Source organism: Algoriphagus aquimarinus (assembly GCF_900112005.1).
Taxonomy (GTDB): Bacteria; Bacteroidota; Bacteroidia; order Cytophagales; family Cyclobacteriaceae; genus Algoriphagus; species Algoriphagus aquimarinus.
In genome coordinates, this window is record NZ_FOKK01000017.1 from 73,130 (window position 1) to 100,037 (window position 26,908).

The 26,908-nt window shown below is 40.6% G+C and carries 18 protein-coding genes; 17 read left to right on the plus strand and 1 reads right to left on the minus strand.

Going from position 1 to position 26,908, the window contains the following annotated elements:
• The first annotated feature begins 7 nt into the window (after nucleotides 1-7).
• The 5 genes from BM291_RS17935 (at nucleotide 8) to BM291_RS17955 (ending at nucleotide 9,323) form a co-directional block, all read left to right on the plus strand.
• Complete coding sequence (locus BM291_RS17935; RefSeq protein ID WP_092900004.1) at nucleotides 8-2,416, plus strand: glycoside hydrolase family 18 protein; 2,409 nt, start codon at nucleotides 8-10, stop codon at nucleotides 2,414-2,416.
• 396 nt (nucleotides 2,417-2,812) lie between these two features.
• Entirely contained in the window at nucleotides 2,813-4,264 is a 1,452-nt protein-coding gene (locus tag BM291_RS17940) for a helix-turn-helix domain-containing protein (protein ID WP_092900006.1), read from the plus strand.
• A gap of 516 nt (nucleotides 4,265-4,780) precedes the next feature.
• On the plus strand, nucleotides 4,781-5,467 hold the full coding sequence (locus BM291_RS17945; protein WP_092900008.1) for a 3-keto-disaccharide hydrolase: 687 nt from the start codon (nucleotides 4,781-4,783) through the stop codon (nucleotides 5,465-5,467).
• 31 nt (nucleotides 5,468-5,498) lie between these two features.
• A complete protein-coding gene (locus tag BM291_RS17950; RefSeq protein ID WP_092900009.1) occupies nucleotides 5,499-8,675 on the plus strand; it encodes a DUF7133 domain-containing protein in 3,177 nt (1,058 codons plus the stop codon).
• 207 nt (nucleotides 8,676-8,882) lie between these two features.
• Nucleotides 8,883-9,323, plus strand: a complete 441-nt coding sequence (locus BM291_RS17955; protein ID WP_092900011.1) for a nucleoside deaminase — start codon at nucleotides 8,883-8,885, stop codon at nucleotides 9,321-9,323.
• A 429-nt stretch (nucleotides 9,324-9,752) separates the two neighbouring features.
• Here BM291_RS17955 and BM291_RS17960 read toward each other — a convergent pair whose 3' ends face one another.
• The gene (locus BM291_RS17960; protein ID WP_092900013.1) at nucleotides 9,753-10,793 is read right to left on the minus strand and encodes a LacI family DNA-binding transcriptional regulator; all 1,041 of its coding nucleotides are present in this window, start codon (nucleotides 10,791-10,793) and stop codon (nucleotides 9,753-9,755) included.
• A gap of 112 nt (nucleotides 10,794-10,905) precedes the next feature.
• On the opposite strand from BM291_RS17960, the gene BM291_RS17965 reads away from it, so the two are divergent.
• The 12 genes from BM291_RS17965 (at nucleotide 10,906) to BM291_RS18020 (ending at nucleotide 26,857) form a co-directional block, all read left to right on the plus strand.
• Nucleotides 10,906-12,513 (plus strand): UxaA family hydrolase, encoded by a 1,608-nt coding sequence (locus BM291_RS17965; protein WP_092900015.1) that lies wholly within the window; start codon nucleotides 10,906-10,908, stop codon nucleotides 12,511-12,513.
• Nucleotides 12,510-13,277, plus strand: coding sequence for an SDR family NAD(P)-dependent oxidoreductase (locus BM291_RS17970; RefSeq protein WP_092900017.1), 768 nt, complete (start codon nucleotides 12,510-12,512; stop codon nucleotides 13,275-13,277). The genes BM291_RS17965 and BM291_RS17970 overlap by 4 nt, the downstream gene beginning before the upstream one ends.
• Before the next feature lie 4 nt (nucleotides 13,278-13,281).
• Nucleotides 13,282-14,130, plus strand: coding sequence for a fumarylacetoacetate hydrolase family protein (locus BM291_RS17975; protein ID WP_092900019.1), 849 nt, complete (start codon nucleotides 13,282-13,284; stop codon nucleotides 14,128-14,130).
• 70 nt (nucleotides 14,131-14,200) lie between these two features.
• Nucleotides 14,201-14,983 (plus strand): L-fucose dehydrogenase, encoded by a 783-nt coding sequence (locus BM291_RS17980; RefSeq protein ID WP_092900021.1) that lies wholly within the window; start codon nucleotides 14,201-14,203, stop codon nucleotides 14,981-14,983.
• Nucleotides 14,984-15,028: 45 nt separating this feature from the next.
• On the plus strand, nucleotides 15,029-15,265 hold the full coding sequence (locus tag BM291_RS17985; RefSeq protein WP_317045669.1) for an alpha-hydroxy-acid oxidizing protein: 237 nt from the start codon (nucleotides 15,029-15,031) through the stop codon (nucleotides 15,263-15,265).
• A gap of 331 nt (nucleotides 15,266-15,596) precedes the next feature.
• Nucleotides 15,597-17,384 (plus strand): arylsulfatase, encoded by a 1,788-nt coding sequence (locus tag BM291_RS17990; protein ID WP_092900023.1) that lies wholly within the window; start codon nucleotides 15,597-15,599, stop codon nucleotides 17,382-17,384.
• 148 nt (nucleotides 17,385-17,532) lie between these two features.
• On the plus strand, nucleotides 17,533-19,173 hold the full coding sequence (locus BM291_RS17995; RefSeq protein WP_092900025.1) for a sulfatase family protein: 1,641 nt from the start codon (nucleotides 17,533-17,535) through the stop codon (nucleotides 19,171-19,173).
• A gap of 146 nt (nucleotides 19,174-19,319) precedes the next feature.
• Nucleotides 19,320-21,110, plus strand: coding sequence for an alpha-L-fucosidase (locus BM291_RS18000; RefSeq protein ID WP_092900027.1), 1,791 nt, complete (start codon nucleotides 19,320-19,322; stop codon nucleotides 21,108-21,110).
• Between the two features lie 52 nt (nucleotides 21,111-21,162).
• Complete coding sequence (locus BM291_RS18005) at nucleotides 21,163-22,590, plus strand: sulfatase family protein (RefSeq protein ID WP_092900029.1); 1,428 nt, start codon at nucleotides 21,163-21,165, stop codon at nucleotides 22,588-22,590.
• 65 nt (nucleotides 22,591-22,655) lie between these two features.
• Nucleotides 22,656-24,551 (plus strand): glycoside hydrolase family 97 protein, encoded by a 1,896-nt coding sequence (locus BM291_RS18010; RefSeq protein ID WP_245786909.1) that lies wholly within the window; start codon nucleotides 22,656-22,658, stop codon nucleotides 24,549-24,551.
• A 124-nt stretch (nucleotides 24,552-24,675) separates the two neighbouring features.
• A complete protein-coding gene (locus tag BM291_RS18015) occupies nucleotides 24,676-25,845 on the plus strand; it encodes a DUF6786 family protein (RefSeq protein WP_175499737.1) in 1,170 nt (389 codons plus the stop codon).
• 13 nt (nucleotides 25,846-25,858) lie between these two features.
• Complete coding sequence (locus BM291_RS18020) at nucleotides 25,859-26,857, plus strand: family 43 glycosylhydrolase (RefSeq protein ID WP_175499738.1); 999 nt, start codon at nucleotides 25,859-25,861, stop codon at nucleotides 26,855-26,857.
• Nucleotides 26,858-26,908 lie beyond the last annotated feature (51 nt).

The following is a 26,908-nucleotide window of genomic DNA, read 5'->3' on the forward strand; positions in this document are numbered from 1 at the left end:
AAATGCTATGAAATATATGCTTGATTTTTTCCGTTTGCCAGTGAGTTGCTTTCACAAAACAGTGATGGTGACCGCGTTTTTATGTTTAGGATGCTTTCATCTTTGGGCTCAAGAGACCATCTCTCCTGCAAAATTGAAATTGGATTCTTTGAGCCTGAAAGACTCCATAGACAAGAGTTTATTACAAAGATTGATTCAGCCAATACGGTTCAAAGACAATAGGGAAACTAAAGAGAGGCAAAGGATTTTTGACTTTCTTAAAGTTTTGATTACCGAGAATGATTTGCAGATAGATAGTGCAACGGTAAGTGAAATTACAGAGGAACTTATTGCTCAGGCTAAAAATATAGCGGTCAATCAAAATGCTAATTCAGCTCTTTCGGACAAAAATAAATTGCTGGCCGCTGAGATTCAGCAAGCTTTGCAGGTGCTAGATTCTAAAGCACCGAAGTCCAAAATTGATTCCATACAATCTCAATTACAATCTGTACTTCAGGGAATGATGAATGAAACAGATAAAAATGGCTTGGCGATTCAAAAAGAGATTACATCGAAATTAGAAGAATTACAGAAAGTGCAGTATAGTTGTGAGTCTGAAAACGTGAAAGTTTGGGAGGTAGATTATCAAGATTCATTGAGGATTACTTATCAAAAATGCCTCAAAACTAGTGTGAGGGTGTTTGGCTGGCAATCATCAGAAAAGTCAGCGGAGTATAAAAGCTACAATTTAAATTACATTTCTGACCTCATTATTTATGGTTTTGAAATTGGGGGAAAAGGGGAGATCAAAAATTCTAAGCAGTTGGATTTATTGCTCAACGGGGGTTCTATTAAGCTAGCAATACAGGCTAAAAAAACAGTTTCTTTGTCCATTTACAGTAAGTCAGAAACGGAGCTGAGCCAATTCCTGGGAAATAGTTATTCTCAAAATGCATTTCTGTCTACTATCAAGACATTGATAAAGAAATATTCAATCGGAGGGATCAATATCAATTTTGAGAAAGTAAAAAGTTCTGATCAAAATAAACTTACACAGTTTATTGCTTCTTTGAATGAGGAGCTGACTTCTGAAAATCCAGACTTTTTATTGACGATGAGCCTTCCTGCGATCAATGTTAAAAGTATTATCACTTCTGTGAATAATTATGAATTTTCACAACTAGTTTCTTTGATAGATTATTTTTTGATTGATACAGATAAATTAAACGTTCCTTCATCAAAAGCACCATTTTCCCCAAGTCCATTATATACCAATCCCAAAGTAAATAGAGGCTCTATTGAAGCAACTATGGGTTTTTACTCCAATGGAAAAATACCAATAAGTAAATTAGTTATGACACTTGGTTATGGAGGGATTTCCTGGCCAGTTCCTGACTTTTTGGGCAATTCCAAAGCCCTTCGTAGTGGAGAATCCTTAAACTTTAGAACGATTCAAGAGGATTTTGTCACCGGCGGAGACACGACTTTGAACGCAGTATATGGCTTTGATGCAGAACAAACCTCTCCCTATTATAATTATGAAAAGAAGGGTGAATTTAGGCAGTTGTGGTATGAAGACGGAATAAGCTTGTACTTAAAGGCGCAGTGGGCTTTGGGGAAAGGTTTGGGAGGAGTAGCTATCGAAGGGCTAGGACAAGATGAAGGGTACACTGAAATGTGGGATGCAATAGGTGCGAGTTTGGTATATGTTGATTCTGTAGTTTTAAAACAAGAGCTTATTAAGCAGAAGAAGTTGGGGGTTTTTCAGTACCTCGCAATTTTTCAAGACGATCTGGAATGGGCCTCTGCTAATGATGTTTACATTGAAAAGTCTGAACTAGGGCCTGAAATGTACTGCGAGTACAAAATTTTTAAGGAAAAGCTTAGCGGATCAAAGCTTTCAGAAAACAGCTATTATAAAAGCTTAGTAGATAAATTAATGCTTTCGCCTGATACGACTATATCACTTAAAGAAATGATCTTAATGAGTGCTGGGGTTTCAGACGTTTGGTCTAAGCGTTTAGATTACAATATGTTTATTGATCCCTATGACAACTTTCTGAAAGATGATTTAGAGTGTGCTTGCTTAGTAAGCAGATGGGACACATACACGGGCATTTTTAAAATAGCCACCCTGGTGATTATAGGTGTATTTATCTTAATAGCACTATTTTTAATCTATATGGTTATCAGGGTTGGCGATGATTGGAGGTATAGAGGTCTTTTTACTGTCATTGCTATAGGGTTGGGAATACTTTGTTTGATCTCAGGTTTTTTCACTTTATTCCTAAATGGCAATTTTACGATGTTTGGAGTAGGTAGTGAAGCAGTAGCATTGTGGTTCTTGCTACTGATTTTAATTTTCGGGATAGGCATAGGAGTTTTACTTAATAAAGTGAATAATAGAAGAAAGTTGAGATCGAAAGATCTTCCATAATAAGAAGTCACCTTGTTTCTTATTCTAGCAAGCATATTTAATCTTTGATTTTTCCATGATAAATCTCCTTGCTCAATGGAACTATTTCCTTTCGAGGTTTTTCAGAATTTGCCTTTGAAATAGCTTTTTGATGATTTACCTATCAATGGGAAGCAGGCGATTGGCGATGTGTACTTGTTTTCATTTTTGAAGGGTCTTAGTTGTCTGTAATTCAATTTCTCTATGGTAGCTTCGGCTGTTAACAGAGTTCAACCATAGACCAAGGCAGTCTAAAATCGTTAACTGGAGCCTGACTTCAGCATTTTTTGAAGTATCTTGTCGTTCACATTATTCGTGAAATCAAGCTGATTTGTTGCTTTACACTTACAAAATAAACAGGATTATATTTTACTCAGGATGCGATCAGAGAGATTATATTTTGGAAATGGATTTTTAGCATTTATATTTTTCTTTTTCTATTCCTGTCTTCAAAAGGATAATCCAGATATTGTTTTGGAGGATTTTGAAGATGGCAGCTATCTCAATAAATGGGAGATTCAGGGAACGGCCTTCAATGCGCCTATAAATATTGACTCTATACCAGAGAAAATTTTTAATGTACACGGTAAGTATTTTGCATATTCTGCATTTATAGATTCGGGATCATTTAGAGGAGTTGGGAAGCTGATTTCTAACCGTTTTACTATCAATAGAAAATTTTTAAGTTTCTTAATTGCTGGACATCAGCACGAAACTAGATCCAGCGTCAATCTAATCATCGATAATACCATAGTAAGAACGGCTACTGGGAAAGATGATTTACTACTTAGAGAGGTTGTTTGGGACATTGACAAATATCAGGGTAAAGAAGCCTACCTGGAAATAGTGGATGCCTTGGCTCCTGATTCAGAAAATGGGTTTGACAATAGAGTTTTGGTTGATCACCTTGTTTTAAGTGACAAAAAAGTAGATCGGATAACGGTCTTTGAAGATTTTGAAAGTGGAACATTCAATAACTGGCAAGTAATTGGTGAAGCTTTTTCGGAGCCAAACAGCAGAACTAAAGTTTATTATCCCTTATCAGCAAACGGCTACAAAGGAAATTATTATGCTTTTAGTTTTGGTGAAAAGCAGGATGCCAGACAAGGAAAACTGGTTTCTTCACCCTTTAAGATTGAGTACGATAAAATTCAGTTTTTGATAGGAGGGGGAAGCCATGAAGGTGAGACATGTGTTAATCTTCTAATTGATGGGAGGGTGGCTCGTTCAGCTACCGGAGACGATGATGGGAATTTGAGGCTTAAGGAATGGGATGTAAGCAACTTTAAGGGAGAAATGGCTACCATTGAAATTGTAGATCATCATTCTGGCTCATGGGGACATATCATGGTAGATGAAATTGTTTTTTTTAATAAGCCATGGTGGCAGGAAGTTGCTATACTAGCAGGGGTGATTTTTGTAATTATTTTAATAAGCTCTGTGCTGATATTTTTTCAGATCCGAAATAGGCCCAAAAAAGAAATTTCCGATACGGATCGAATCAAATTAGAAGAATTAAAAGATCAAATAATAGTTGATCAAGCGTTTCTAAATCACAAGTATAATTCAAAAATGTGCTCTGAATCTGTGGGTATTGATGCAGACAGGATCGAACAGTTGTTTCTGGCTGGTGAAGGAAAAAGCTTTTTGGAATTCATAAACGAGTTGCGAGTCGAAGAATTTAAAAAAGAGTTGAATGACCCCAAAAACAAAGCGTATACCATGATATACATAGCAAATCAATGTGGCTTTAGTTCCAAAACTTCATTTTATAGGATTTTTAAAGAAGTGACCAAAATCACCCCTACCGATTATAAGAAGCAGTTATAGCGGCCAGATGGTAGTAATAGCTGTTTTAAAATGACTGGGGTTTGCTTTAGCTCAGCAATTCCTCATGAAAAGATTTTTCATACGAAAAATTAAAAGCCTCTAATTCATTTACCCCAGTTTTACAAGGCATTCCATTCTAATGCTAAGTATTTAATGGGTTTACATCCATTGAGGGGTTGAATATTATTGCATTTCTAAAATTCGTCACAACTGGAGATCACTATAAGTGTGATTCATCTTAATAACCACATTAGGCTAAAGAGTCATTTTTTAAGTAGCTTAATACGACATCCCAAAATTTGGCTAGAGAAAATCTCCAAGCATTCTTATCGGCAATTATAACTCAATCATTTTTTTGTAAGTTATTGAATGCACTTAGATCATGCATCTGATTGGTGGTTTTAGCTTTTGGGATGTCCCAAAAGCTGTCTGGGACTTTTTTGGCTTGTTTTAGTATAGCAGAACTTCCATTTGATTGTACTTTTCACAAAATGAACCCATAACCAAAATAAATACATGAACAATCACAACGAAATACCCAAGCTCAAGGAGCAACTGAGTAGCTTGAAAACCTACACCTTGATTTTGATTTTTGTTTTAATCGGTAATTTGAGTTGCTACGCCCAAAGTAAAAGTCATACGACTTCGCTATTTGATGGTACCTCCTTACAAGGTTGGGAAGTGGTAAATCCGGAAAACGGAAAATTCTGGTCAGTAAAGGATAGTGTCATTACGGGTGGGGATGGAACAATCAATATTCCGACAAACACCTATTTGCGTACGACTGAAAGTTTTATAGATTTTGAATTTCGTGCTCTTTTCCGCTTAACTGGTGATCACAGCACTGGCCTGATCAACAGCGGTATTCAATACCGATCCCTTATCGAAGGAAATACTATCATCGGGTATCAGGCTGATATAGGAAAGGGGTATTGGGGAGACATCTACGATGAGCACCGTAGGGCCAAGCTTATTGGCGGAGATCTCAGTACGCTCAACGATATTTTGAACGAAGATGGCTGGAACAGTTACATCATTAGGTGCATAGGAAACAAACACGAACTGTATATCAATGGGGTCAAAACGACTGAATATTTCGAAATGGACTCTGAAATTCCATCAAAAGGTGTCATTGGCATTCAGTTGCACAGTGGCGGAAATGCCAAGATTGAATTTAAGCACATTACCATCACCAAGCTTTAAGAATTAATAACGGAACAGTTAAGCATTACAAATGAAAAAAGCATTCTATTTATTCTTTAGCATAATAATCTTAGCCGGCTTTGGCTGTGAGGAAAAATCATCAACCTCACAAAGCGATGCTGCAGGTAATGAATACATTGATTACAACCGTAAAACCCAGTCCACCAGAACGGAACTGTTTACTCCTGAAAAGGAATTGGCAGGCTTTAAAGTCCCTGAAGGTTTTGTAGTAGAATTGGTAGCCAGTGAAAGAGACGGAGTGGTTAATCCTATCCACATAGCTTTTGACGATGCTGGGAAATTGTGGACCCAAACTGCCGAGATGTATCCTCTGGATCCGGTTGCCGATATCGCTTGGCAGGATTTATTAAAACTAATGGACGATCCTGAAGCTCAGGAAAAGGATCCAAGTTTTAAAAGAATTTTTGATCTGTATCGTGGTAAAACTAAAGGGACGGACAAGATAGTTGTGCTTTCTGATCTTTATGGAAAATATGGCGTTACCTCTACAGTTTGGGCAGATGGACTTGCGATACCCCAAAGTATTTTGCCATACAAAAATGGAAGTTATGTTGCTCAAGGTTCCGAACTGTTTTTCTTAGAGGATACAGATAACGATGGAAAGGCAGACAAACGGACGCCTTTGTTCACTGGTTTTGGAATCACCGATACACATACCATGGCACATGCACTGGTTCGTGGACCTGGTGATTGGATCCATTTTAGCCATGGCGCCTTAAATAAAGGAAAGGTAAGTTCGCTTGTTAGCGACGCTGAAGTGCGTATTGATTACAGTAAAATCGCTCGTTTCTCACTAGACTCCAAGAAGATAGAACTGGTTAATTCCGGTTTGAATAATATCTGGGGATATAAGCTTAGGGGAAATGGGCAGTGGTATGGTATGGAAGCCAATGACATGGGATATTCCATCGTTCCCATGGAAATAGGGACAGGATTTCCGGGAATAGGTAGTGAACGTCTTCGTTCCTATCAGCCTTGGATGCCAGAGTTACATAAATTTCGTATAGGAGGAACTGGTATCTCTGGACTTGCTTTTGCAGATGACCTGGAAGGAAGTTTCCCAAAGGAATGGAAAGATGTGGGCTTCATTGCAAATCCCATTACCAGTTCTATCAACGCTGTGAGAATCGTACGCAACAGTGATGGTACCGTGACAGCCGAACATTTGCCGGATTTCTTGACTTCACAAGACGATTGGTTTAGACCTGTGAATATGGAGTTTGGACCTGATGGTAGTTTATACATTGCCGATTGGTACAATAAAATAGTTTCCCATAACGAAGTAGGAACCACTCATCCAGACCGGGATAAATCGCATGGACGTATTTGGAGAGTTCGCCATGAATCTCAAAAGCCGAGGGAAATCCCCAATTTTTATGAGGTGAAAACAAGTGAGCTTGTAGCCTATCTGAAGTCTCCTTCGATTTGGGCTAAACGGGCCGCATGGCACCAGATCTCTGATCGTCCTATCGAAGAAACTCGTGGCCTTGCCAAAGAACTTATCTCGCTCGCTTCCGATAGCGCTCAGGATGAAATCACCAGAATAGTGGCTCTTTGGTCACTGGAGGGTATAAAGCATTACGATCAGAATCTGATGAAGGCTTTGTTGGATACTCGATCAGATAACCTTAGAAGAGAAGCTGTTCGTGCATTACAATCTTTTCCACTAGATGCAAATGCACTCGCTACTTTACTCAAAAAACCATCCGCTGATAGCAATCCCATGGTACGATCTCAGGTGCTGCGGACCTTGGAAGCAGTTAATACTGCGAATGCAGAAACTATTGGAATACTAGTCGGAGCCTGCAAGGCGCCATTGGAAGGAAATGCTATGGGTGGTGCATTCGAAAGAAATTTTGAACGGTTTCTTGCCCGAAAAGCACTAGAGAACTATCCAAAAGAGTTGTTGAATTTCATCAGATCTCCTGTTGCAGCACAATACGAAACATCCAATTTGATATGGGCTAGTCAAGCATTGCCAAAAGCTCAAAAAGAACAAGTATTCATAGATTTATGGAAGAAAAATAATCTAAAGGATCTAGACGAAGTGACATTCGTACTGGTAGCAGAAATGCTGGGGAACAAGGACGTATTGAACCTAGTATTACCAATTTTAAGCAATGAGGACAAAGCAGAACGACATGTAACACTAACCTTACAGAATCTAGCTAAGGTACAATCAGAGGAATTGACAAAAGCATTGAAAGCGCCTATAAGGCATTTGCTAAAAAGCGCAGATGTGTCAAAACAGATGTTAGGATTAGAGGCCGTTGGTAAATTAAAAATCCTAGGTTTAAGAAACGAGGTGTTGCCGCTGGTTGATAGCACTTCCCCTTCTGAAATGATCAAATTGGTCATGTCAGCGCTTAACAACCAGCCTATTGAAAACAAAGAAACTTTCATCAAGCTTTCAAAAATGGAAACCTTGGAGGTTGAGTTAAGGGCTTTAGCAGTGCAGACTGTTGCCATTGCAGATTTAAATGCAGCCAACAAAATTTTGGCTAACTGGGTACCCAATTTGGATTTGGAGCAAAAGAAAAAGGTCATCAACCTATTGGCTAATTCTAAAGAAGGTAGCAAGCTCTTAAAACTGTTACTCAACGAAGAACTAATCTCTGCCAATGAATTTGATCTTTCAAGTGCAGAAAAAGTATTCCAATCAAATACAGCCGATGAAAAGGGGATACAACTTTTTGAGCAGGTGAAGAAAAGAATCAAGGAGGAGAAAAGTGGCTTGGAATTAAGATTACAGACATTTATGGCCATAGCGGAGAAAGGAGAAGGAAACTCCAAAAATGGTAAAACTCTTTTCCAGACCTGCCTCATGTGCCATGGAGTAGGAGACCAGGGGTTTGATTTTGCGCCCGCTTTGGATGGATCTTCTTTACGTGAAAATGAAGCCTTGCTGACTGCGATCCTTGAACCTGATGCTGCAGTGGAAAGTAATTATTCTATCTATCGGGTGACCAAGAATGACGGAAGCAATATTGAGGGATATCTAGTCAAAAAAGACGATAGGGGCACCACCATAGGGTTTATGGGGGGTAGCAAACAGTTTATTCAAGCTTCTGAAATTAGATTTGAAGGTCATTTGGGAGGTCGTTCATTTATGCCTAAAGGACTGATAGATAATTTCTCGGAAGAGCAGGTAGCTGACTTATTGGCCTATATAAAGACGCTCAAATAGTAACTAGCTTGAATAATTGTTACAGTTTTTAAAGATATATTTAGATAGCATCGGGTTACGGTTCTATGCTTACGTCTCTTTTGTTATGACTAATATGTTGCTTGCTAAGTCATTTTCAGAGCGGGCATACATCTCAGCGCTCGCTAGACTGATTTTCGCCGAGCGACAAACAATTAGTAAAACCAGTACATTTTAAAACCTAAAATCATGGATAAATACCTAAGTGAAGCAATTAATCAAGCCAAATTGGGACTTCAAGAAGGTGGAATACCAATAGGTTCGGTCTTAGTTCATGGTGGACAAATTATTGGGAAAGGACATAACAAACGTGTTCAGCAAAAAAGTGTCGTACTCCACGGAGAAATGGATGCATTAGAAAATGCAGGTAGGCAACCTGCTTCTGTATATAGGGAATCTGTTTTATACACCACATTATCCCCTTGCCCAATGTGCACCGGAGCAATTTTACTTTATGGGATTCCTAAAGTTATCATAGGAGAAAATCAAACATTCAAGGGATCAGAAAAATTATTGGAGGAAAATGGAGTTGAAGTGGTCGTGGTAAACAGCTCTCAATGCATAGAAATGATGCAAGACTTTATAAAGACGAACCCTAAATTATGGAATGAGGATATCGGTCAACCTTAAGCATAAAAGTGTGAATACTAGCTTTAGCATATCAAAGCTGTTTCCTTATAAGGTTTTAATAACCAGTTGTTTGCTTTAGAATCAAACGAGGTAATAGTTTTTGGTTTTTCAATTCTCTTCTATGGTTTGCATGTATAGCTTACTAAAGATTCTTGATTAGTTCTTCTTTACCTATAGGGTTAATGATTTTTATTAAAAGAGCCATAGAAAAGGAATTTTTGTAGTTGGATAGTGAAGAAATAGAAGTTGCTTTTAAATCTATTTTCGATACAGAAATTTAATTGTTTTCAAAAATTCATATTCAAGAAGATTAGAAAAAATAACTGATGGCATGGTCATACATTTTTTTGAGAAATAGTTGCAGTTCTGTACCATGTACATCACCACCGTGTGGCTTTCTAGGTAGACTCTAAAACTTTAATGGAAAAATTATTGAATTGACTCAGGACTAGCAAGTTCATTTTTAGTGGTTTCTCTTAATATAAGTTCTGGGTTGATTATAATTTTTTCAGAAACCATGGGTTCGTTCTTATTCAAGATTGAGATGATTTTTTGGGCGGTGAGTTCTCCCATTTTTGCAGCCACTTGTTGTACTGTGGAAAGTTTTGGGCTCATATAAGTTGCCACTGGTTCATCAGAAAAACCAATTACAGAAATATCATCAGGAACCCTCTTGCCCATTTTATGGAGTACATTCACAGCATAGTGGGCTACGTAGTCATTGAATACAAATAAACCATCAAGCTTGGGGTATTTTATCAATGTTTTTTTTAGGAATTTGTCTATTGAAGAAAGCTCAAATTCATAATAATGAACCATGGACTCTCTCACCTTTATTTCATGGGAGTTTAGAGCATCCAAGTACCCATAGAGCCTGTTATTGCTGTTGTTTAGATTAATACTGCCGGTGATGTGCGCAATATATTTGCAGCCGGTTTTCAACAAATGAGCAGTAGCATTGAACGAGGCCTGGTAATCATTAGTAATTACTTTCGGAACCGGAAGGAAGTTCGCTACCCTATCAAAAAATACAATTGGTACTTCATGTTTTAGTAGCTGTTTAAAATGATCAAATGTCTTAGTTTCTCGGGAAATAGCAACCAAAACCCCGTCAACGCGATGTTTGAGACAGGTTTGCGTAGCCTTAATTTCTTCCTCTATTGACTCATCAGTACTGAAAAGGAGCAGTGAGTAATCGGTTTCTTTCAGGATTTTTTGTATACCCTCTACAACTTTTGAGAAAAAGTGGAGCGAAAGCTGAGGTACTATCACAGCAATAATCTGACTTTTTCCCTTGCTCAAATGATGGGCAGTAGAGTTCGCCTGATATCCCAATTCATCGGCAAGGTTTTGTACTAATGCACGTGTCTTTTCGCTGATGCGAACGTGATTGCTAAGCGCACGAGAAACCGTAGAATGCGATAAATTCAGTTGTTTGGCTATTTCGGTAATAGTGACATACTTTCCCATGGGAGTAATATAATATGCACACCTGTGCATAGCAACTATTTTTATTTGAGGTCGAAATCAAGAACAAATACCGCTAATATGCAAGCATAGTATTTTATTAACTAGACCCAAAATGCAGAAAAACAGGTTGCTGAAAATCGATAATTCAGACAATGTACTCGTGGCTCTTGTCGACCTTGACCCAGGTATTATTTCTTACGAAGAGTTAAGTATAAATCTTCCCGGGGAAGTAAAGCAAAAGCACAAATTTTTAACAACTGATCTAAGGAAGGGAGAGATAATCATCATGTATGGGGTGCCTGTAGGAAAGGCAAATTGGGACCTCAAGGCTGGTGAGGTAATTACCATAGCGAATGTCACTCATTTTGCAGAAGAGGTGACGATCAATGAAGGTGGATATGATTGGCTAAAGCCAAACATAGCTCAGTGGGAAGGCAGAACTTTTTCAGGGTATCACAGACAGGATGGAAAAGTTGGGACAGCTAATTATTGGCTTTTTGTTCCTTTGGTTTTTTGTGAAAACAGGAATCTAAAAGTAATTGAAGAAGCTTTGTCCAAAGGCCTGGGCTATTACAAACCCAATAAATACGAGGAATATGTCCGGACTAAAATCTCCTCCGATTCTACTTTTAAGTCTCTGGCTTCCGAGAAAAAGGTTTTCGAAAATATAGACGGCATCAAATTCCTCTACCATCACGGAGGTTGTGGTGGAACCAGGCAGGACTCCGAAACTTTATTGAGGTTATTGGCTGGATATGTAAGTCACCCCAATGTAGCTGGAGCTACTGTGTTGAGTCTAGGTTGTCAGCACGCTCAGATTAGTTGGTTTCAGGATATTCAAAAAGAATTATACCCTAAAGTAGAAAAACCGGTCATTTACCTAGAGCAGCAAAAGCTCCTTTCCGAAGAGAAGTTAATCACTGAAGCAATCGATCAAACTCTGGAGCAGTTAGTTATCGCTAACAAAATTAAAAGAGAACCTGCCGGATTGGACAAATTGGTTGTAGGATTAGAATGTGGTGGGTCTGATGGGTTTTCAGGAATTTCTGCCAATCCTGCAGTAGGTCATGTTTCAGATTTGATAGTTACTCTGGGTGGAGCAACGGTTTTAAGCGAATTTCCTGAACTCAATGGCGTAGAACAAAACATTGTAGATCGCTGTGTTTCCAGACCCGTAGCAGAGAAATTTCTAAAAATTCAGAGAGCCTACGAAGATAAGGCGAAAGCTGTGGGTTCTGGTTTTGACATGAATCCTTCTCCGGGTAATATCAAAGATGGCTTGATTACCGATGCTATCAAATCAGCCGGAGCTGCCAAAAAAGGCGGGAAAGCCCCGGTAATTGCAATTTTGGATTATACTGAACCTGTAACGGAGCAGGGACTAAATCTTCTTTGTACACCTGGAAATGATGTGGAATCAACGACTGGACTTGCAGGTTCTGGGGCTAATATAATTCTCTTTACCACGGGATTAGGCACGCCTACAGGTAACCCGATTACCCCTGTGATCAAAATATCAAGTAATACAGAGCTTTTCAATCGAATGAATGATTTGATTGATTTGGATGCAGGCGGTATTACCCGCGGTGAAGCTACTATAGAGCAGGTAGGAGAGGCATTTTTAGAAGAAATCATTGCGGTAGCCAGTGGGCAAGAAACCAAAGCAATGAAGCTTGAACAGAACGATTTTATACCATGGAAAAGGGGAGTGTCACTATGAACAAACTATTTAATTTAAGTGGAAAACGTGCCATCGTAACCGGAGGCGGAAGTGGAATAGGCAGAGCTATTTCCATAGCACTCGCAACCAACGGAGCTAAAGTTTCCATTTTTGATCTCAATATGGACAACGCAGAGGCCGTAGCGCTGGAAATCACTAACGCCGGAGGAGAGGCTAAGGCTGTGAAATGTGATGTCTCGGACGAGAAAAGTGTCAAAGAGGCGATGGATAATAATGCAATAGATATTTTGATCAATAATGCAGGAATTGCACACATAGGAAATGTGAGCAATACTACTCCTGAGGACATGGACAGGATTTACAATATCAATGTGAAAGGTGCCTACCATTGTCTGAGAGAAGGAGTGAATCTGATGAAAACCAAAGGCGGGACGATTATCAATGTGTCTTCAGTAGCAGCGCATGTGGGTATTTCAGATCGATTTGCCTACTCAATGAGTAAGGGTGCTGTTCACGCGATGACCTTGTCTGTGGCGAGAGACTTTTTGGCAAACAATATCCGCTGCAACAGCATCTCACCGGCGCGGGTTCATACCCCTTTTGTAGATGGGTTTTTGGAAAAAAATTATCCCGGAAATGAGAAGGAAATGTTTCAGGCCCTCTCCAGTACACAGCCTATTGGCCGTATGGGGAAGCCTGCAGAAATAGGCGCATTGGTACTTTATTTATGCTCGGATGAAGCCTCTTTTGTTACGGGAACAGATTTTCCAATAGATGGGGGATTTATCACTTTGAACAACTAATTCAATGAAATTAATACGATTTGGAGAAGCTGGTTTGGAGAAACCAGGAGTAGAACTTGATGGGGTACGCTACGATGTAAGTGGCTTTGTTAATGATTATGACGAAGATTTTTTTGCTGGAGACGCATTGGTTCAGCTCCAATCTACTTTTGACAAAGAGAAAGCTCCCATAGTATCAAACATTATTAGGCTAGGTGCTCCGGTGAAGCGTCCAGGGAAAATAATTTGCATAGGTCTGAATTATCGTAAGCATGCTGCAGAAAGTGGTATGGACGAACCTGCAGAACCTGTAGTTTTTTTCAAAGCAACTTCCTCCATGATGGGGCCGAATGATACCATTATCATCCCAAAAAACAGCAGGAAGACAGACTGGGAAGTAGAACTGGCGGTAGTCATCGGCAAAAGAGCCAATTATATCTCTAAAGAGGAAGCCTTGGATCACGTAGCCGGCTACATGCTGCACAACGATGTGAGCGAAAGAGAATTTCAAATAGAGCGTGGTGGACAATGGGTCAAAGGAAAAAGCTGTGACACTTTCGCGCCATTAGGGCCTTATTTAGTTACCAACGACGAGGTGGCTGATCCTAATAACATGAGGTTGTGGTTAACCTTGAATGGCAAGAAAATGCAGGATGGCAATACCAGTGACTTTATTTTCAATGTTCAGCACGTGGTTTCTTATCTATCGCAATTTATGAGTTTGATGCCTGGAGATATTATTTCTACCGGTACTCCGGAAGGCGTTGGTTTCGGGCAAAAACCTCCATTTTATTTGAAAGATGGGGATGTGATCGAGTTGGGAATTGATGACTTGGGTAGTGCAAAACAAGAAGTCCAAGACTACGCGTCCTAATAGAATTACCTCAATGAACCAAGATTAAAACTAGGATAGCCTGATAAGCACTAGGATCAAAAAACTAAAGATGAAATTAGACTTAGAACAAAAAGTATTTATAGTTACCGGTGGTGCTAAAGGCATAGGAGAGGCCATTACCTTAGAATTGGCCAGTGAAGGTGCGATTCCTGTAATCGTCGGGCGTTCAGAAAACGCAGCCAAACAGTTAGCAGATCGTATTGAGGCAGCTGGTGGAAAAACGATGGTTATCGTGGCTGAGCTTGGGGAAGGTGACGGTTGCAAATCTATTGTAGATCAAACTATAGCAGCTTTTGGAAGATTGGATGGTGTGATAAACAATGCCGGTGCAAATGATGGCGTGAGTTTAATCAGTGGTGGCTCAACTGCTTTCAGGGACTCCTTGATGAAAAACCTGACTCACTATTATGATCTGGTGCATTATGCAGTGCCTTATCTCAAGGAAACCAAAGGAGCAATCATCAATATCAGTTCAAAAATTGCTTTGACAGGGCAGGGAGGAACTTCTGGCTACGCTGCCTGTAAAGGAGCTCAGCTAGCCCTCACCCGAGAATGGGCTGTGGAGTTGGCTCCCTTCGGTATTCGTGTGAATGCAATTCTCCCAGCAGAGGTGATGACACCACTATATGCGAAGTGGTTGAATACCTTTGAAGATCCGGCAGCTAAGATTAAGGCGATTGAATCTAAAATTCCTCTTGGTCAACGCATGACCACTCCGGAAGAAATTGCAGCCATGACTGTGTTTTTATTATCCGGCCGAAGTGGACATACCACCGGTCAATGGCTATCTCCTGACGGCGGCTATGTGCACTTAGACCGCGCAATTACCTAATTGCCCAGACTAACCAAACCTAAAATGAATTAAACTCCTGTCCTATTGATTTTTTCTGGTCGATTGAATGAGGAGAAAATAGCACCAATCAGAGATCTGTGGAAAAGCAAAATTGTACTCAAAGGAGTTACCTCGGATGCAGATGCTGAGAAGGCGATTCGACTGGGATTGGATGGAATTATTGTATCCAATCACGGAGGGCGACCATGCAATCGGCATGTTGAAAACCCAATTGCAGCAAGTGATGGAACAGGTGTGCTGTATGGAGGTCGGGGATTTTAGGGATACACTGGCCAAATTCTAAGAACAGGTACCTTCAAAAGATGGTGCTTCATAAAACTCCATGATCTTCATTGATCATGGAGTTTTATTTTATGAAATCTACCAAATGCAACAGTGGTTCTGCTGTGGTGAAATAATATTAAGGCGAAAATACTTATCCCTGACTTCTATGAAATTAAACTACTCTATGCGAGAAATAGGTTTTTGTGCACAGGTGTGTACATGTTAAAACAGGTAATTGTATTTGTTGTTAATCCTCATTTGGTAGCTTAGTAATCGATTGCGGACGTGATTTTGAAAGCAATTAATAATTAACCCAAAATAAAACCAAATGAAAAACCTGTTTAGACCGCTAGTCATTCTAATAGGATTAGCTATGACGATTCAGAGTGAAGTATTTGCTCAACAAAAACCCAACGTCATTTTTGTGATCACAGATGATCAGGGAATGGGTGACCTGGGGTCAATGGGGAATAAAATTATCAAAACCCCCAACCTTGATGCTTTTCATGAGGATGCTGTGAGGTTTACCAATTATCATGTTTCTACCACTTGTGCTCCTTCCAGAGGTGCTATCATGACAGGTAGATATACCAATAGACTCAATGTTTTTCACACGATCAGCGGTCGTTCTTTGTTGTATGAAGATGAAGTGATCCTGCCGCAGATTTTTGCTCAAAATGGCTACACCAATGGCATGTTTGGCAAGTGGCACTTAGGTGATAATTATCCATTTCGTCCGGAAGATAGAGGATTTCATGAGGTAGTTCGGCACGGTGGCGGTGGAATCGCTCAAGGCCCTGATTACTGGGACAATGATTACTTCGATGATACCTATTGGCACAATGGGGAGCTTGAGAAATACGAAGGCTACTGTACCGATGTGTTCTTTAATGAGGCGATGGACTTTATTGAAGAAAACAAAGAAAAACCATTTTTCGCTTATATAGCCACCAATGCGCCACATGGCCCACTTAACGTGCCTGAGGAATATTACAATTTATATAAGGATTTAAGCGAAGAGGAGCTGCCTGATAATTTCAAGCGCTTTTACGGTATGATTACTAATATTGACGACAACTTTAAGCGCTTGCAGCAAAAGCTGGAAGAACTCAATCTGACTGATAATACGATCCTGATTTTTACTACAGATAATGGTACAGCAGGTGGAAATAAAATATATGATGGTGGTTTGAGAGGTTCTAAAGGAAGTGTTTACGAGGGTGGTCATCGTGTGCCTTTATTTATTCGCTGGCCTGATGGACAGTTGACAGGAGGTAAAGACATTGATAAGTTGGTAGCCCATTATGATTTACTACCTACGTTTGTGGATTTACTTGGATTTGATTTCAGCCCGGTAAAACCTCTTGATGGAACTAGCCTCAAGCCGTTGCTTACCAATAGTGCTAAGTCGTGGCCAAACAGAGTCCTTTACGTGGATACTCAGCGACTACAAAACCTGAACAAATACAAAGATTACTCAGTGATGGACGATCGATGGAGATTGGTCAATGGTAAAGAATTGTATGACATGGAAAATGATAAAATTCAATCCAAAAATGTCATCGCCCAGAATCCATTGGTGGCAGAGAAACTAGCTCTAGGCTACGAAAAATGGTGGGAATCCATCATGGGTGAAAATCCAAATGAGCGGTATGCGTACATTAAAGTGGGGTCGAGCAAAGAGAACCCTAGCCGTATTTCTGCTCACGATATGTTGACAGGAAAGCATGAAAGTTCATGGCATCAGAATGGAGCTATTACAGCTTCTCAGGTGACTGGAAGATGGAAAATCGAATTTGTAGAGGATGGTGAATATGCTATTACACTTCGAAGATTTCCTAGAGAAAGCGGCTTGGCAATCAATGCGACTTTCCCTTCTCAAAAGAAAACCATAGAACTGGAAAGCGATAAGCCTGCAAGTGTTAAAGATGATTTTGAAAAAGCTTACCTATATGTTGCTAATTTGGAGAAATCCGAAAGTATTCAGAAAGACCAGGAAGAAGTCACGTTTACAGGACAAATCTCTGCAGGCAAGTATGACATGGAAGCTCAACTTATTGACGCAGACAAGAGAGTATATCCAGCTTACTACATCTATATAGAAAAGTTGAAATAATTCATATTGCCCTATTGACGAATACTTAAAATGCTGAAAAGGATTGCAGCTGCTGTTTAGGTGCTAGATTCTTTGTATTCACAAAAGGTGCTTCATAGAATCATTGCCTTTAAATCGATTTCCAGCAAGAAGTTAGATTCCAGATAATATGAATAACTCTAGAACCAATAAACCTGCTTTTCTAATTCATTTGCTAGTGGTTACCCTGCTTTTTTTATTCCAAAAAGTAGACGCACAGGAAACAAAAAGACCCAATATAGTAGTGGTTTTAGCCGATGATATGCGCTGGGATTACCTTGGAGCCATGGGTGCAAATGACATCATTCAAACTCCTAATCTGGATAAATTGGCAGCTGAAGGAACCTTGTTTAGTAATGCATTTGTGACATCTGCTATTTGCACGCCGAGTAGAACTTCCATACTCACGGGTATGTATGAGCGAAAACATGGAGTCACCTTTGGGTCAAATTCCGTAATGACCGAAGAGGCTTGGGGCAATACTTATCCCATGCTTCTTCGTAAAAGCGGCTACTATACTGGTTGGGTCGGGAAAAACCACACGCCAATAGGGAAAACTGATAAAGGCTTGGGCTACTCAAGTGGTATAATGGAGGAGTCTTTTGACTATTGGAGAGCAGGCCATGGACATCTTAGTTTTTACCCTAAGAATGTCCATGAGATTTTCAGTGACGCCAAAGCCGATAATCAGATCGACATTATTCAAGAAGCAATAGATGAGTTTTTGAGTGTGGATGAGGCCATGGAGACCTCCAAAAGTTTCCTGAGAACCCGTCCTGAAGATCAACCCTTTTGCCTGCTGATCAACTTTAACGTCCCTCATAGCAACAGCACCAACAGCATGAAGCAGTTACCAAGTGATCCAGCGCTCTATCGCACTGGCTATAGAGATCAACTGGATCAATTGATTCTACCTACTAATTATATTCCTTTTGATTCCATCCAATCGCCTAAGCTTCCTATCAACGTGTACAGCGGAGAATATCTACCGAGTTACGATTGGGTGAAGTCTAAAGAATCACTAAATGAAAATCAGATAAGAACCCTGGAGACTGTTACGGGAATGGATCAGGTGGTGGGAAATATAATCCAGGAATTGGAAGCTCAAGGAGTTCTCGATAATACCATCATAGTCTTTACCTCTGATCATGGCATTTTGCATGGAGAATTTGGACTTGGAGGAAAGACCTTGCTCTACGACGTGGATTTGAAAGTTCCTTTGGTCATCTATGCTCCGGGCTTGGATCAGCAAGAAGTAGTGGATGAGTTGAGTCTGAATATTGACCTTGGACCAACCTTGCTAGATATGGCAGGAGTGGAGATTCCTGAGGAAATGCAGGGGAAAAGTTTGAAGCCTCTGATCGAGAATAAAAACGTCGCATGGAGAACAGATTTTTTTAGTGAAAACATGTTCATGGAGCAAAACTACCCACGCAGCGAGGCAGTTCGGACGAAGGATTGGAAATACATTCGGTACTTCAGCAAGGATGAAGATCAGCATCATATCCTTTCCCTGATCTCAACAATCTTAGGTGAGGAGCCTATTTACGAGGAGCTTTATGATCTGAAAAATGATCCGAACGAAGTGAACAATTTGGCAAATAAACCAGGTTCGCAGGAGCTAATGGAGATGTTCAGGAAAAGATGTGCGGAACTGCTGAAGAAAGCTAAAGAAGACAACGAATTGCCTAACACCTATATCAGCAATTTTGTTGATGAGGAATTTAAAGCAAGTGTTCGGCAGGTTTACAAAAATCTTAAGCTTGATTAATACCAGCTTGCTTGAAGTTTATTTCAAGCATTATGCTTCATATAACCCTATACAGCAGGACAATTTGTGGGTTAATAAGGGCTTCATTTGATTGAGTGGCTATTGAGCAAGATTAGCAAGTGGTTAGTTAAGATAATAAGCAATACATGAATATTCTAAAATATGGCCTGACAGTCCTCAGCTTTACGGCAGCTTTAAACCTCGCTGCCCAGGATAAGAAATCCGAAAGCATGGACGAAATGTGGGGCGCTCAAAAGATGGTGACACGGGCGGATAAGGGGGAGATGGCTGCTTTGTTTGATGATGGCAATTATTCCATGTTTATCCATTGGGGTCTCTATTCCAATATTGCAAACAAGTGGAAGGATACCACCTACTATGGCATCAGTGAATGGATCATGAATCCCCGGCGGGCAGGCATCCCAGTGGACGAATACATGGCCGAAGCCAAAAACTTCAATCCAGTAAATTTTGATGCGAAGGCTATAGCCCAACTCGCAAAAGATGCCGGAATGAAATACATCGTCGTCACCAGCAAACACCACGACGGATTTGCGATGTACGACTCCAAAAGTAACGATTTCAATATTGTTAAAGCCACCCCTTTTGCCCGTGACCCGATGAAGGAATTGGCTCAGGCCTGCAAGGAACTAGGTCTTGGGTTTGGCTTTTACTATTCGCATAATCAGGACTGGACTTTCCCCGGAGGAAATGGCGGACCTAAAGTCAATGAAAAAGGTGAAGAGGTAGGATTCGATTACTATTTCAGAGAAAAGTGCTTGCCTCAGGTAGAGGAGATCACCACTCAGTACGGAGATATTGCCATGGTTTGGTTTGATACACCAGGTAATATGGAAAAGAAATATGTGGAGGAATTGGTGAATGTGGTGAGGAAAAATCAGCCAAATGCCATGATTTCCGGCCGTGCAGGTCATAATCTGGGAGATTATCTTTCTCTGGGTGATATGAATATTCCGGTGAAAAATGTTCCCGGTCTCTGGGAAACAGTGGATGTAACCAATGATTCATGGGGATACGCATGGTATGATGAAAATTGGAAAAGCCCTAAGCGCATCCTTAAATCCGCTATTTCCACTGTAGCACGAGGAGGAACTTACATGCTGAACGTAGGTCCAAAGCCAGATGGTACTATTCCTGATGAAGCTCAAAACAGCTTTCGAGGTGCTGGAGAATGGATAGAATCATATCCTCAGTTAATTTATGCAGCTGATCCATCTCCATGGGGACGTGAACTTCCTTGGGGAGATGCTACAGAAACCAATGGAAAACTGAACCTTGCTATATATGACTGGCCTATCGATGGGCAAATAGTTCTGCCTGGTTTAAAGAATAAAATCAAATCAGCCGGTCTTTGGGTGGATGGGAAATTGCAGGCTGTCAAAACCGTAAATAACGGATCTTGGACTTCCATTACACTTCCAGCAAATAGACCTGACAAACTGATTTCTGTAATTGAAATTGAAGTAGAAGGGGAGCTTTCTATAGATCAATCCCTCAGCATAGATCCATATTACTCAACTATGTTATCTGCAGCTTTTGCTAAGGGTGATGGAGCTACGGTAAAGGAAAAGAGATGGATGGAGAAATTTGGAGAATGGAAGCATATTTCCCAAGCTCAGGACTTTACTGAAGGTGGAAAAGTAACTTGGGAAGTGGATGTGTTGGAGCCGGGCTATTATCAGGTGGACTTAAATTATGCCGGAGACAGCAGATTGGTTTGGCGAGTGACCAACTCTGAAGGTGATTTGGTGCAAAATGAGCAAAATGCCTCTCACGTGTATCATTACTATGAAATGGGGCTACTTAAGTTTGAGAAAGCCGGAAAACATACGGTCTCGGTAGAAGTGAAAGAGGGCGATATCAAAAGCGCAAGCCTGAAAGAAATCAGGTTCACACCATTATCGATTTTAGATTAGTCCTTGAACATGGCTTCACAAACTTTTAGAATCTAAAGAAGAATTTAGCATCATGAAAAACTCCTTTCTACCGTCTTTCACTTTTCCTCAATTTCCGAGCCTTCCAAAAGCTCTCGTAGGAGGATTGCTCTTCCTAGGATTTTCTTGCCAAGCTCCAAAAACTGAAGAAAGCACAGTAGTGTCAGATGATCGCCCAAATATCATTTTCATCTTCGCGGATGATTGGGGTTATGGAGATTTGGGCGCATACGGAGCTACTGAAGTAAAGACTCCGAACCTTGACAAATTGGCCGAACAAGGAACCAAATTCACACAGTTTCATGTGACCAGTGGTGTATGTTCTCCAAGTCGGAGTTCTGTGATTACAGGACATTTTCCAGCAAGGCATCGAGTACATGGACACTTTGCCGGGAATGAACCCAATGCGAAGCGGAATATGCCTAACTGGCTGGACGAAAATCTGCCAGTTTACATGCCTCAGGTAATGCAGGATGCCGGATACACTACAGCTCATTTTGGCAAGTGGCACTTAGGTGGAGGCGGATTACCTCACGGTGATTTATCCGCTCCCGAACCAAAGGCGTATGGCTACGATGAAACCCGTGTTTGGAATGGCAATGGGCCAACCTGGAAAGGCGACCAATTGTGGCCAACTACCCGCTACATGGATGATGACAGTACTTGGGTGCACAGTTCAAGTAGAATCGTGGTAGATGTGACCATCGATTTTCTCGAGAGAAATAAGGATAAAGGATCACCAATGTTTGTGAATCTTTGGCTGAAAGATCCGCATACGCCACTTTGGCCAACGGATGAGCAAAAAGCTCCTTATTCAGGGATGGGGCCAGATAAGGAAGTTTATTTCGGAGTGCTTACGGATGCTGACAGACATATTGGTCGCTTGATGGCAGCATTGGAAGAGATGGGCTTAGATGATAATACCATCGTGATTTTTAGTAGTGACAATGGTCCTGCCGCATATGGACCATCCTTAACAGCGGGTTTGACTGGAGGATTGAGAGGCAGAAAAGTAGATATTTTTGAAGGCGGCGTGAATGTTCCCTTCATTGTGAGGTGGCCAGGAAAAGTAGATGCTGGCAAAGTTGATAGTACAAGTGTGCTTTCCACAGTAGACTTACTTCCTACATTTGCTGCTTTGGCTCATAAAGACTTGCCTTCAGATTACCAAGTTGATGGAGAAAACATCATATCAATTTTCGATAACAAGACTTTCAATAGAACAAAACCACTTTTCTGGGAATGGAGATTTGCGGTAGCTGACCGTCCAAATGGCTGGGTTTCGGCAGCAGTTCGAGATGGGGAATGGAAGCTTATGTCCGATGAAAAACGCGGGAGAGTTGAGCTTTATAACATTAAAGATGATCGCGCTGAGTCCATTGATGTTGCTGCTGCTAATCCAGAGAAAGTAACACAGCTTTTGGCAATGTGGGATCAATGGAAATCCGAATTGCCGGAATAATTGAGTAATTGAATTAGTTAAATCAGAGGTGAATAAAAAGGAAGAAGCGTAGCCATATGTATAAAATGATCAACATCGAATTGAGGTTAATCTTATTTTTCTTTATGCTTTTCAATGTTGCAAATGCACAAAGCCTTTTCATAGTAAGTTCTCCTGATGGAAATCTACAAGTGCAACTTTCAGAAGTGGGAGAGGCAGTGAATTATCAAGTGTTTTGGAATGGGGAAGCAGTCGTCAATTCCTCTGAAATATCAATCTTACCCAGCACTGCATCTAAAATCCAAGGTTCGGCTACAAGCACGAAAAATGAAACTTGGAAACCAGTCTGGGGGCAGTTTAGTGAAATCACCGACCATTACAATGAGTTGACATTGGATATAGCTTTAGGTGAAGTTTCGGCTAAGTTAATTGCGCGAGTGTATGATCATGGACTTGGCTTCAGGTATGAACTGATGGGATTGAAAGCTGGCGCGGAGGTCACCTTGTACTGTGAGTATAAGTTAGATGGTAATGATATCCTCTATTTTCCTTCAGGTGAAAATCCTCCAGTTGGACCTTTGGCAATCAATGAATTGGTAACGTCAGATGAAACACCTAAGCTACGCATGCCTATAGTTGTGGAGACCAAAAAGCCCTACCTGTCTATCTTAGAATCTGATCTGTTTTCAGCGCCAGGGTTTGATGTAATAAGCTTATCTTATGATCAAAATAGGTCTGCAATTGTCTCTTCCAACACAGCTCAAGTGACAGAAGAAAAATTAGTAACTCCATGGAGAGTTATTTTGGTGAATGACCAAATAGGTGATTTGGTTACCAACACCGTTACACTCAACCTCGCCGCGCCCAATCAGATTGAGGATCCTTCGTGGATCAAACCCGGAAAAACGCTGTGGGATTGGCGGGTTCATGGGTATACCGCCTCGGATGGTTTTACCTATGGAATCAATACCGAAAGCTATTTGCGTTTTATTGATTTTGCTGCTGAAATGGACATAGAGTATTTCCTAATAGATGATTCCTGGTATGACAAGGTGACACCAGGAAAATTTGAATTATCAGAAAAACTGGATCTTCAGAAAGTAATTACATATGCCGCAGAGAAAGATGTGGAGTTGATGCTTTATTACGATAGAAGACACGGGGAATATGGTGATGAGAAGCTATTTGAGTATTATAAATCCTTAGGAATGAAGGGAATCAAATATGGCTTTATGGGACAAAATGTTCCCTTTAGCAGAGATGCAATTGCTTCCAGTGCGGAGAGCGAACTCCTCATTGATTTCCATGATAGTCCGGTGCCTTTTACGGGTGTTGAGCGAACACTTCCTAATGCGATTACCAAGGAATATTGCCATGCCCAGCAGGATTCACGAAAGGCATTTACTCCAGAGACTTTTATCAAAATGGCTTTGATTAACGCCATTCAAGGTCCTTTGGATATGAACAACGGGAATTTTGATCTCTCTGGAATCAATCGGGGAGATCGGGAGAAAGGACCTAAGATTACTAATTCTTACATTTCCACGGTGGTTTCAGAAGCTGCAAGGACCTTGATCATCCACAGTGGTTTGGTTTGTATTCCTGATGCTCCTGAGGAATATAGGGAGAAGGCAGACTTGTTTGAGTTTATCCAAAAGCAGCCAGTAGGCAAATGGGATGAAAGCATGATACTAGACGCCAAGATGGGCGAGTATATTTCTACTGCGAGACGGCAGGGCGATAGTTGGTTTGTGGGATCTGTACATGATCAGCAGGGCGGTACATTGGATATAGCACTTGATTTCCTTCAGCCAGGAAAAGAATATCAGATCACTTACTATGAAGATACCGATGCAACCCACGGGGAAACTAATCCAGAGGCATATCAGATAAGATCCGGTCAGGTGAAAAATGGAGATGTAGTCCATGCTAAAATGGCTCCGGGCGGGGGACATTGTATGTGGATAAGAATGGTAGAATGAAAGTGATGACTATACTAAAAGTATAAAATACAGGATGATGCATAGCGTTAGAAAAAGTCTTTTTATTCTGGGAATAGTTGTCTTCTTGGGTGGGTGTAATCAAAAGAGATCAACAAACCAGAAAATGAAAAACTCTGACTCAAAAGACTATTCCAGTTATGATGACGATGTTTCATTCTTAAAGGATTTTGTAGAGGTTATAGAACTTACGGATCCAAGTGGAAAATCAAAAGTAGCAGTTTCGGCTGCGCTGCAGGGTCGTGTGATGACCAGTGCTTCTTTGGGAGATAATGGGCGAAGCTACGGGTGGATCAATAGAGCACTTTTTAACTCAGGAGATACTTCGGAGCATTTTAATGCTTATGGTGGAGAAGAGCGGTTTTGGCTAGGACCAGAAGGTGGGCAGTTTTCTGTGTTTTTCAAAAATGGAGATGACTTCAATTTGGATAATTGGTACACACCTCGCTTAATTGATTTGGAGAAATTTGAAATCAAAGAACAAGGCGCTTCAAGTGTGGTTTTTATCAAAGAAGCGACATTAACCAACTACTCAGGTTTCCAATTTGAGCTGGGAATTGAAAGAAAAGTAGAGGTATTATCCACTGCGGAGGTTTTTATGCAATTAGGTATTGAATCAATTTCTGGAATTAATGCAGTAGCTTATCAAACCACTAACACACTTAAAAATATCGGATCGGAGGATTGGAAGAAGGAGACCGGACTTTTGTCCATTTGGCTATTAGGAATGTTTAATCCCTCACCATCTACCACGATTGTCATTCCTTTTCACCCTGGGTCAGAATCAGATTTTGGAATCTCTGTGAACGACAATTACTTTGGCAAAGTGCCACAGGAACGCCTAATCGTCCAAGACAGTGTATTGTACTTCTCTGCAGATGGTACCTATCGAAGCAAAATCGGTTTATCACCTGCCCGCGCAAAAAACATTCTCGGTTCATACGATGCGACTAGTCGTATTTTGACCATACTGCAATACAATCAACCTCAAGGTGTCCAAGACTATGTCAACTCCATATGGGAAATTCAAGATTCTCCATTCACTGGAGATGTAATCAATTCTTATAACGATGGTCCTGCCGAGCCCGGAAAGAAACCTATGGGGCCATTCTATGAGCTAGAAACTTCTTCACCGGCCCTTGCTTTGAAATCTGGTCAAGAAGGGTCACACATCCAACTGACATGCCATTTTGAAGGCGATGAAGAGGATTTGGATAGGATATCAAAGCAGATTTTGGGCGTTTCGATTGATGAAATTTCTAAGGCTTTTAATTAGAAAATACTATACTATGAAAGGAAGTTTTGTCTGGATTATTTTAGCTTTTTTCTCCACGATTGCTTGCCAACCTAAAGTGAATCAAGTGTCAGAATTAGCTTCAGCTGAGCCAAGTATTCAGTTTACCTATCAGGATATTACTGGAATAGGGAAGGATTCCATTTACAACAGACGAGATAATAGTGATGTGATCAAAGTAGGGGGCAAATACTATGTCTGGTACACCCGAATGGATAGTCCAGTGACGGCTGGATATTGGGGAACCATCTGGTATGCTACTTCTGAGGATGAGGGATATACCTGGACTGAGCAAAGCATGGCTTTGGGACTGGGGGACGAAGATTCATTCGATGGACATTCAGTTTTTACTCCAAATATTTTGGTACATGAAGGCAAATACTATCTCTATTACACGGGAGTAAAACTAACGCCGGGGAATGTTAATAAGGAGTTTGAGAATAATTCTACTACTGACATTACTGCTATTGGATTAGCTGTGTCAGATAGTCCTGATGGACCTTTCGAACGGATAAATTCTGAGCCTGTGTTAGAAGTATCTGCTGATTCAGCGGCTTTTGATAGCTTCAGAATTGATGATGCAAGCCTATTGGTGAAAGGAGGAAAGACGTGGCTTTACTACAAAGGCAGATGTATTTTGGATGGTAAACAGGGGCCGAGCCGCACGAAGATGAGCGTAGCCTTCGCTGATAATCCTGAAGGTCCTTTTACTAAACATGATGGCCCTTTATTGGATAAAAGCCATGAAGTATTGATTTGGATGAAAGATGGCGGAGTAGCATCCTTAGCATCGATCAGTTCCACTATCAACTTTGCTGTTGACGGACTTCAGTTTTCTGTATTTCAGGACAGTATAAGTAATCTTCCCCAAGCTCCGGGACTTTACCGTCCAGATTTAGAGGATGGAAACAAAGCTGGTGTGACACCTGGTTGGGGAATAGCTATGCGCTCGAAAAAGGGAGAAGCCTATTTGGTACGTTTTGAAATGAAATGATATGAATAAAACCATCGCTCTATTTAATACCTACCATGAATATGGTTTTTG

Excerpts from the sequence above, each read along its gene's own strand:
- BM291_RS18005 (WP_092900029.1), top strand. The coding sequence starts at position 21,163 with ATGAAAAACTCCTTTCTACCGTCTTTCACTTTTCCTCAATTTCCGAGC.
- BM291_RS17975 (WP_092900019.1), top strand. The coding sequence starts at position 13,282 with ATGAAATTAATACGATTTGGAGAAGCTGGTTTGGAGAAACCAGGAGTA.
- BM291_RS17970 (WP_092900017.1), top strand. The coding sequence starts at position 12,510 with ATGAACAAACTATTTAATTTAAGTGGAAAACGTGCCATCGTAACCGGA.
- BM291_RS17990 (WP_092900023.1), top strand. The coding sequence starts at position 15,597 with ATGAAAAACCTGTTTAGACCGCTAGTCATTCTAATAGGATTAGCTATG.
- BM291_RS17960 (WP_092900013.1), bottom strand. The coding sequence starts at position 10,793 with ATGGGAAAGTATGTCACTATTACCGAAATAGCCAAACAACTGAATTTA.
- BM291_RS18020 (WP_175499738.1), top strand. The coding sequence starts at position 25,859 with ATGAAAGGAAGTTTTGTCTGGATTATTTTAGCTTTTTTCTCCACGATT.
- BM291_RS18000 (WP_092900027.1), top strand. The coding sequence starts at position 19,320 with ATGAATATTCTAAAATATGGCCTGACAGTCCTCAGCTTTACGGCAGCT.
- BM291_RS17980 (WP_092900021.1), top strand. The coding sequence starts at position 14,201 with ATGAAATTAGACTTAGAACAAAAAGTATTTATAGTTACCGGTGGTGCT.
- BM291_RS17955 (WP_092900011.1), top strand. The coding sequence starts at position 8,883 with ATGGATAAATACCTAAGTGAAGCAATTAATCAAGCCAAATTGGGACTT.
- BM291_RS17965 (WP_092900015.1), top strand. The coding sequence starts at position 10,906 with ATGCAGAAAAACAGGTTGCTGAAAATCGATAATTCAGACAATGTACTC.
- BM291_RS17950 (WP_092900009.1), top strand. The coding sequence starts at position 5,499 with ATGAAAAAAGCATTCTATTTATTCTTTAGCATAATAATCTTAGCCGGC.
- BM291_RS17995 (WP_092900025.1), top strand. The coding sequence starts at position 17,533 with ATGAATAACTCTAGAACCAATAAACCTGCTTTTCTAATTCATTTGCTA.
- BM291_RS17940 (WP_092900006.1), top strand. The coding sequence starts at position 2,813 with ATGCGATCAGAGAGATTATATTTTGGAAATGGATTTTTAGCATTTATA.
- BM291_RS18010 (WP_245786909.1), top strand. The coding sequence starts at position 22,656 with ATGATCAACATCGAATTGAGGTTAATCTTATTTTTCTTTATGCTTTTC.
- BM291_RS17945 (WP_092900008.1), top strand. The coding sequence starts at position 4,781 with ATGAACAATCACAACGAAATACCCAAGCTCAAGGAGCAACTGAGTAGC.
- BM291_RS17935 (WP_092900004.1), top strand. The coding sequence starts at position 8 with ATGAAATATATGCTTGATTTTTTCCGTTTGCCAGTGAGTTGCTTTCAC.
- BM291_RS18015 (WP_175499737.1), top strand. The coding sequence starts at position 24,676 with ATGAAAAACTCTGACTCAAAAGACTATTCCAGTTATGATGACGATGTT.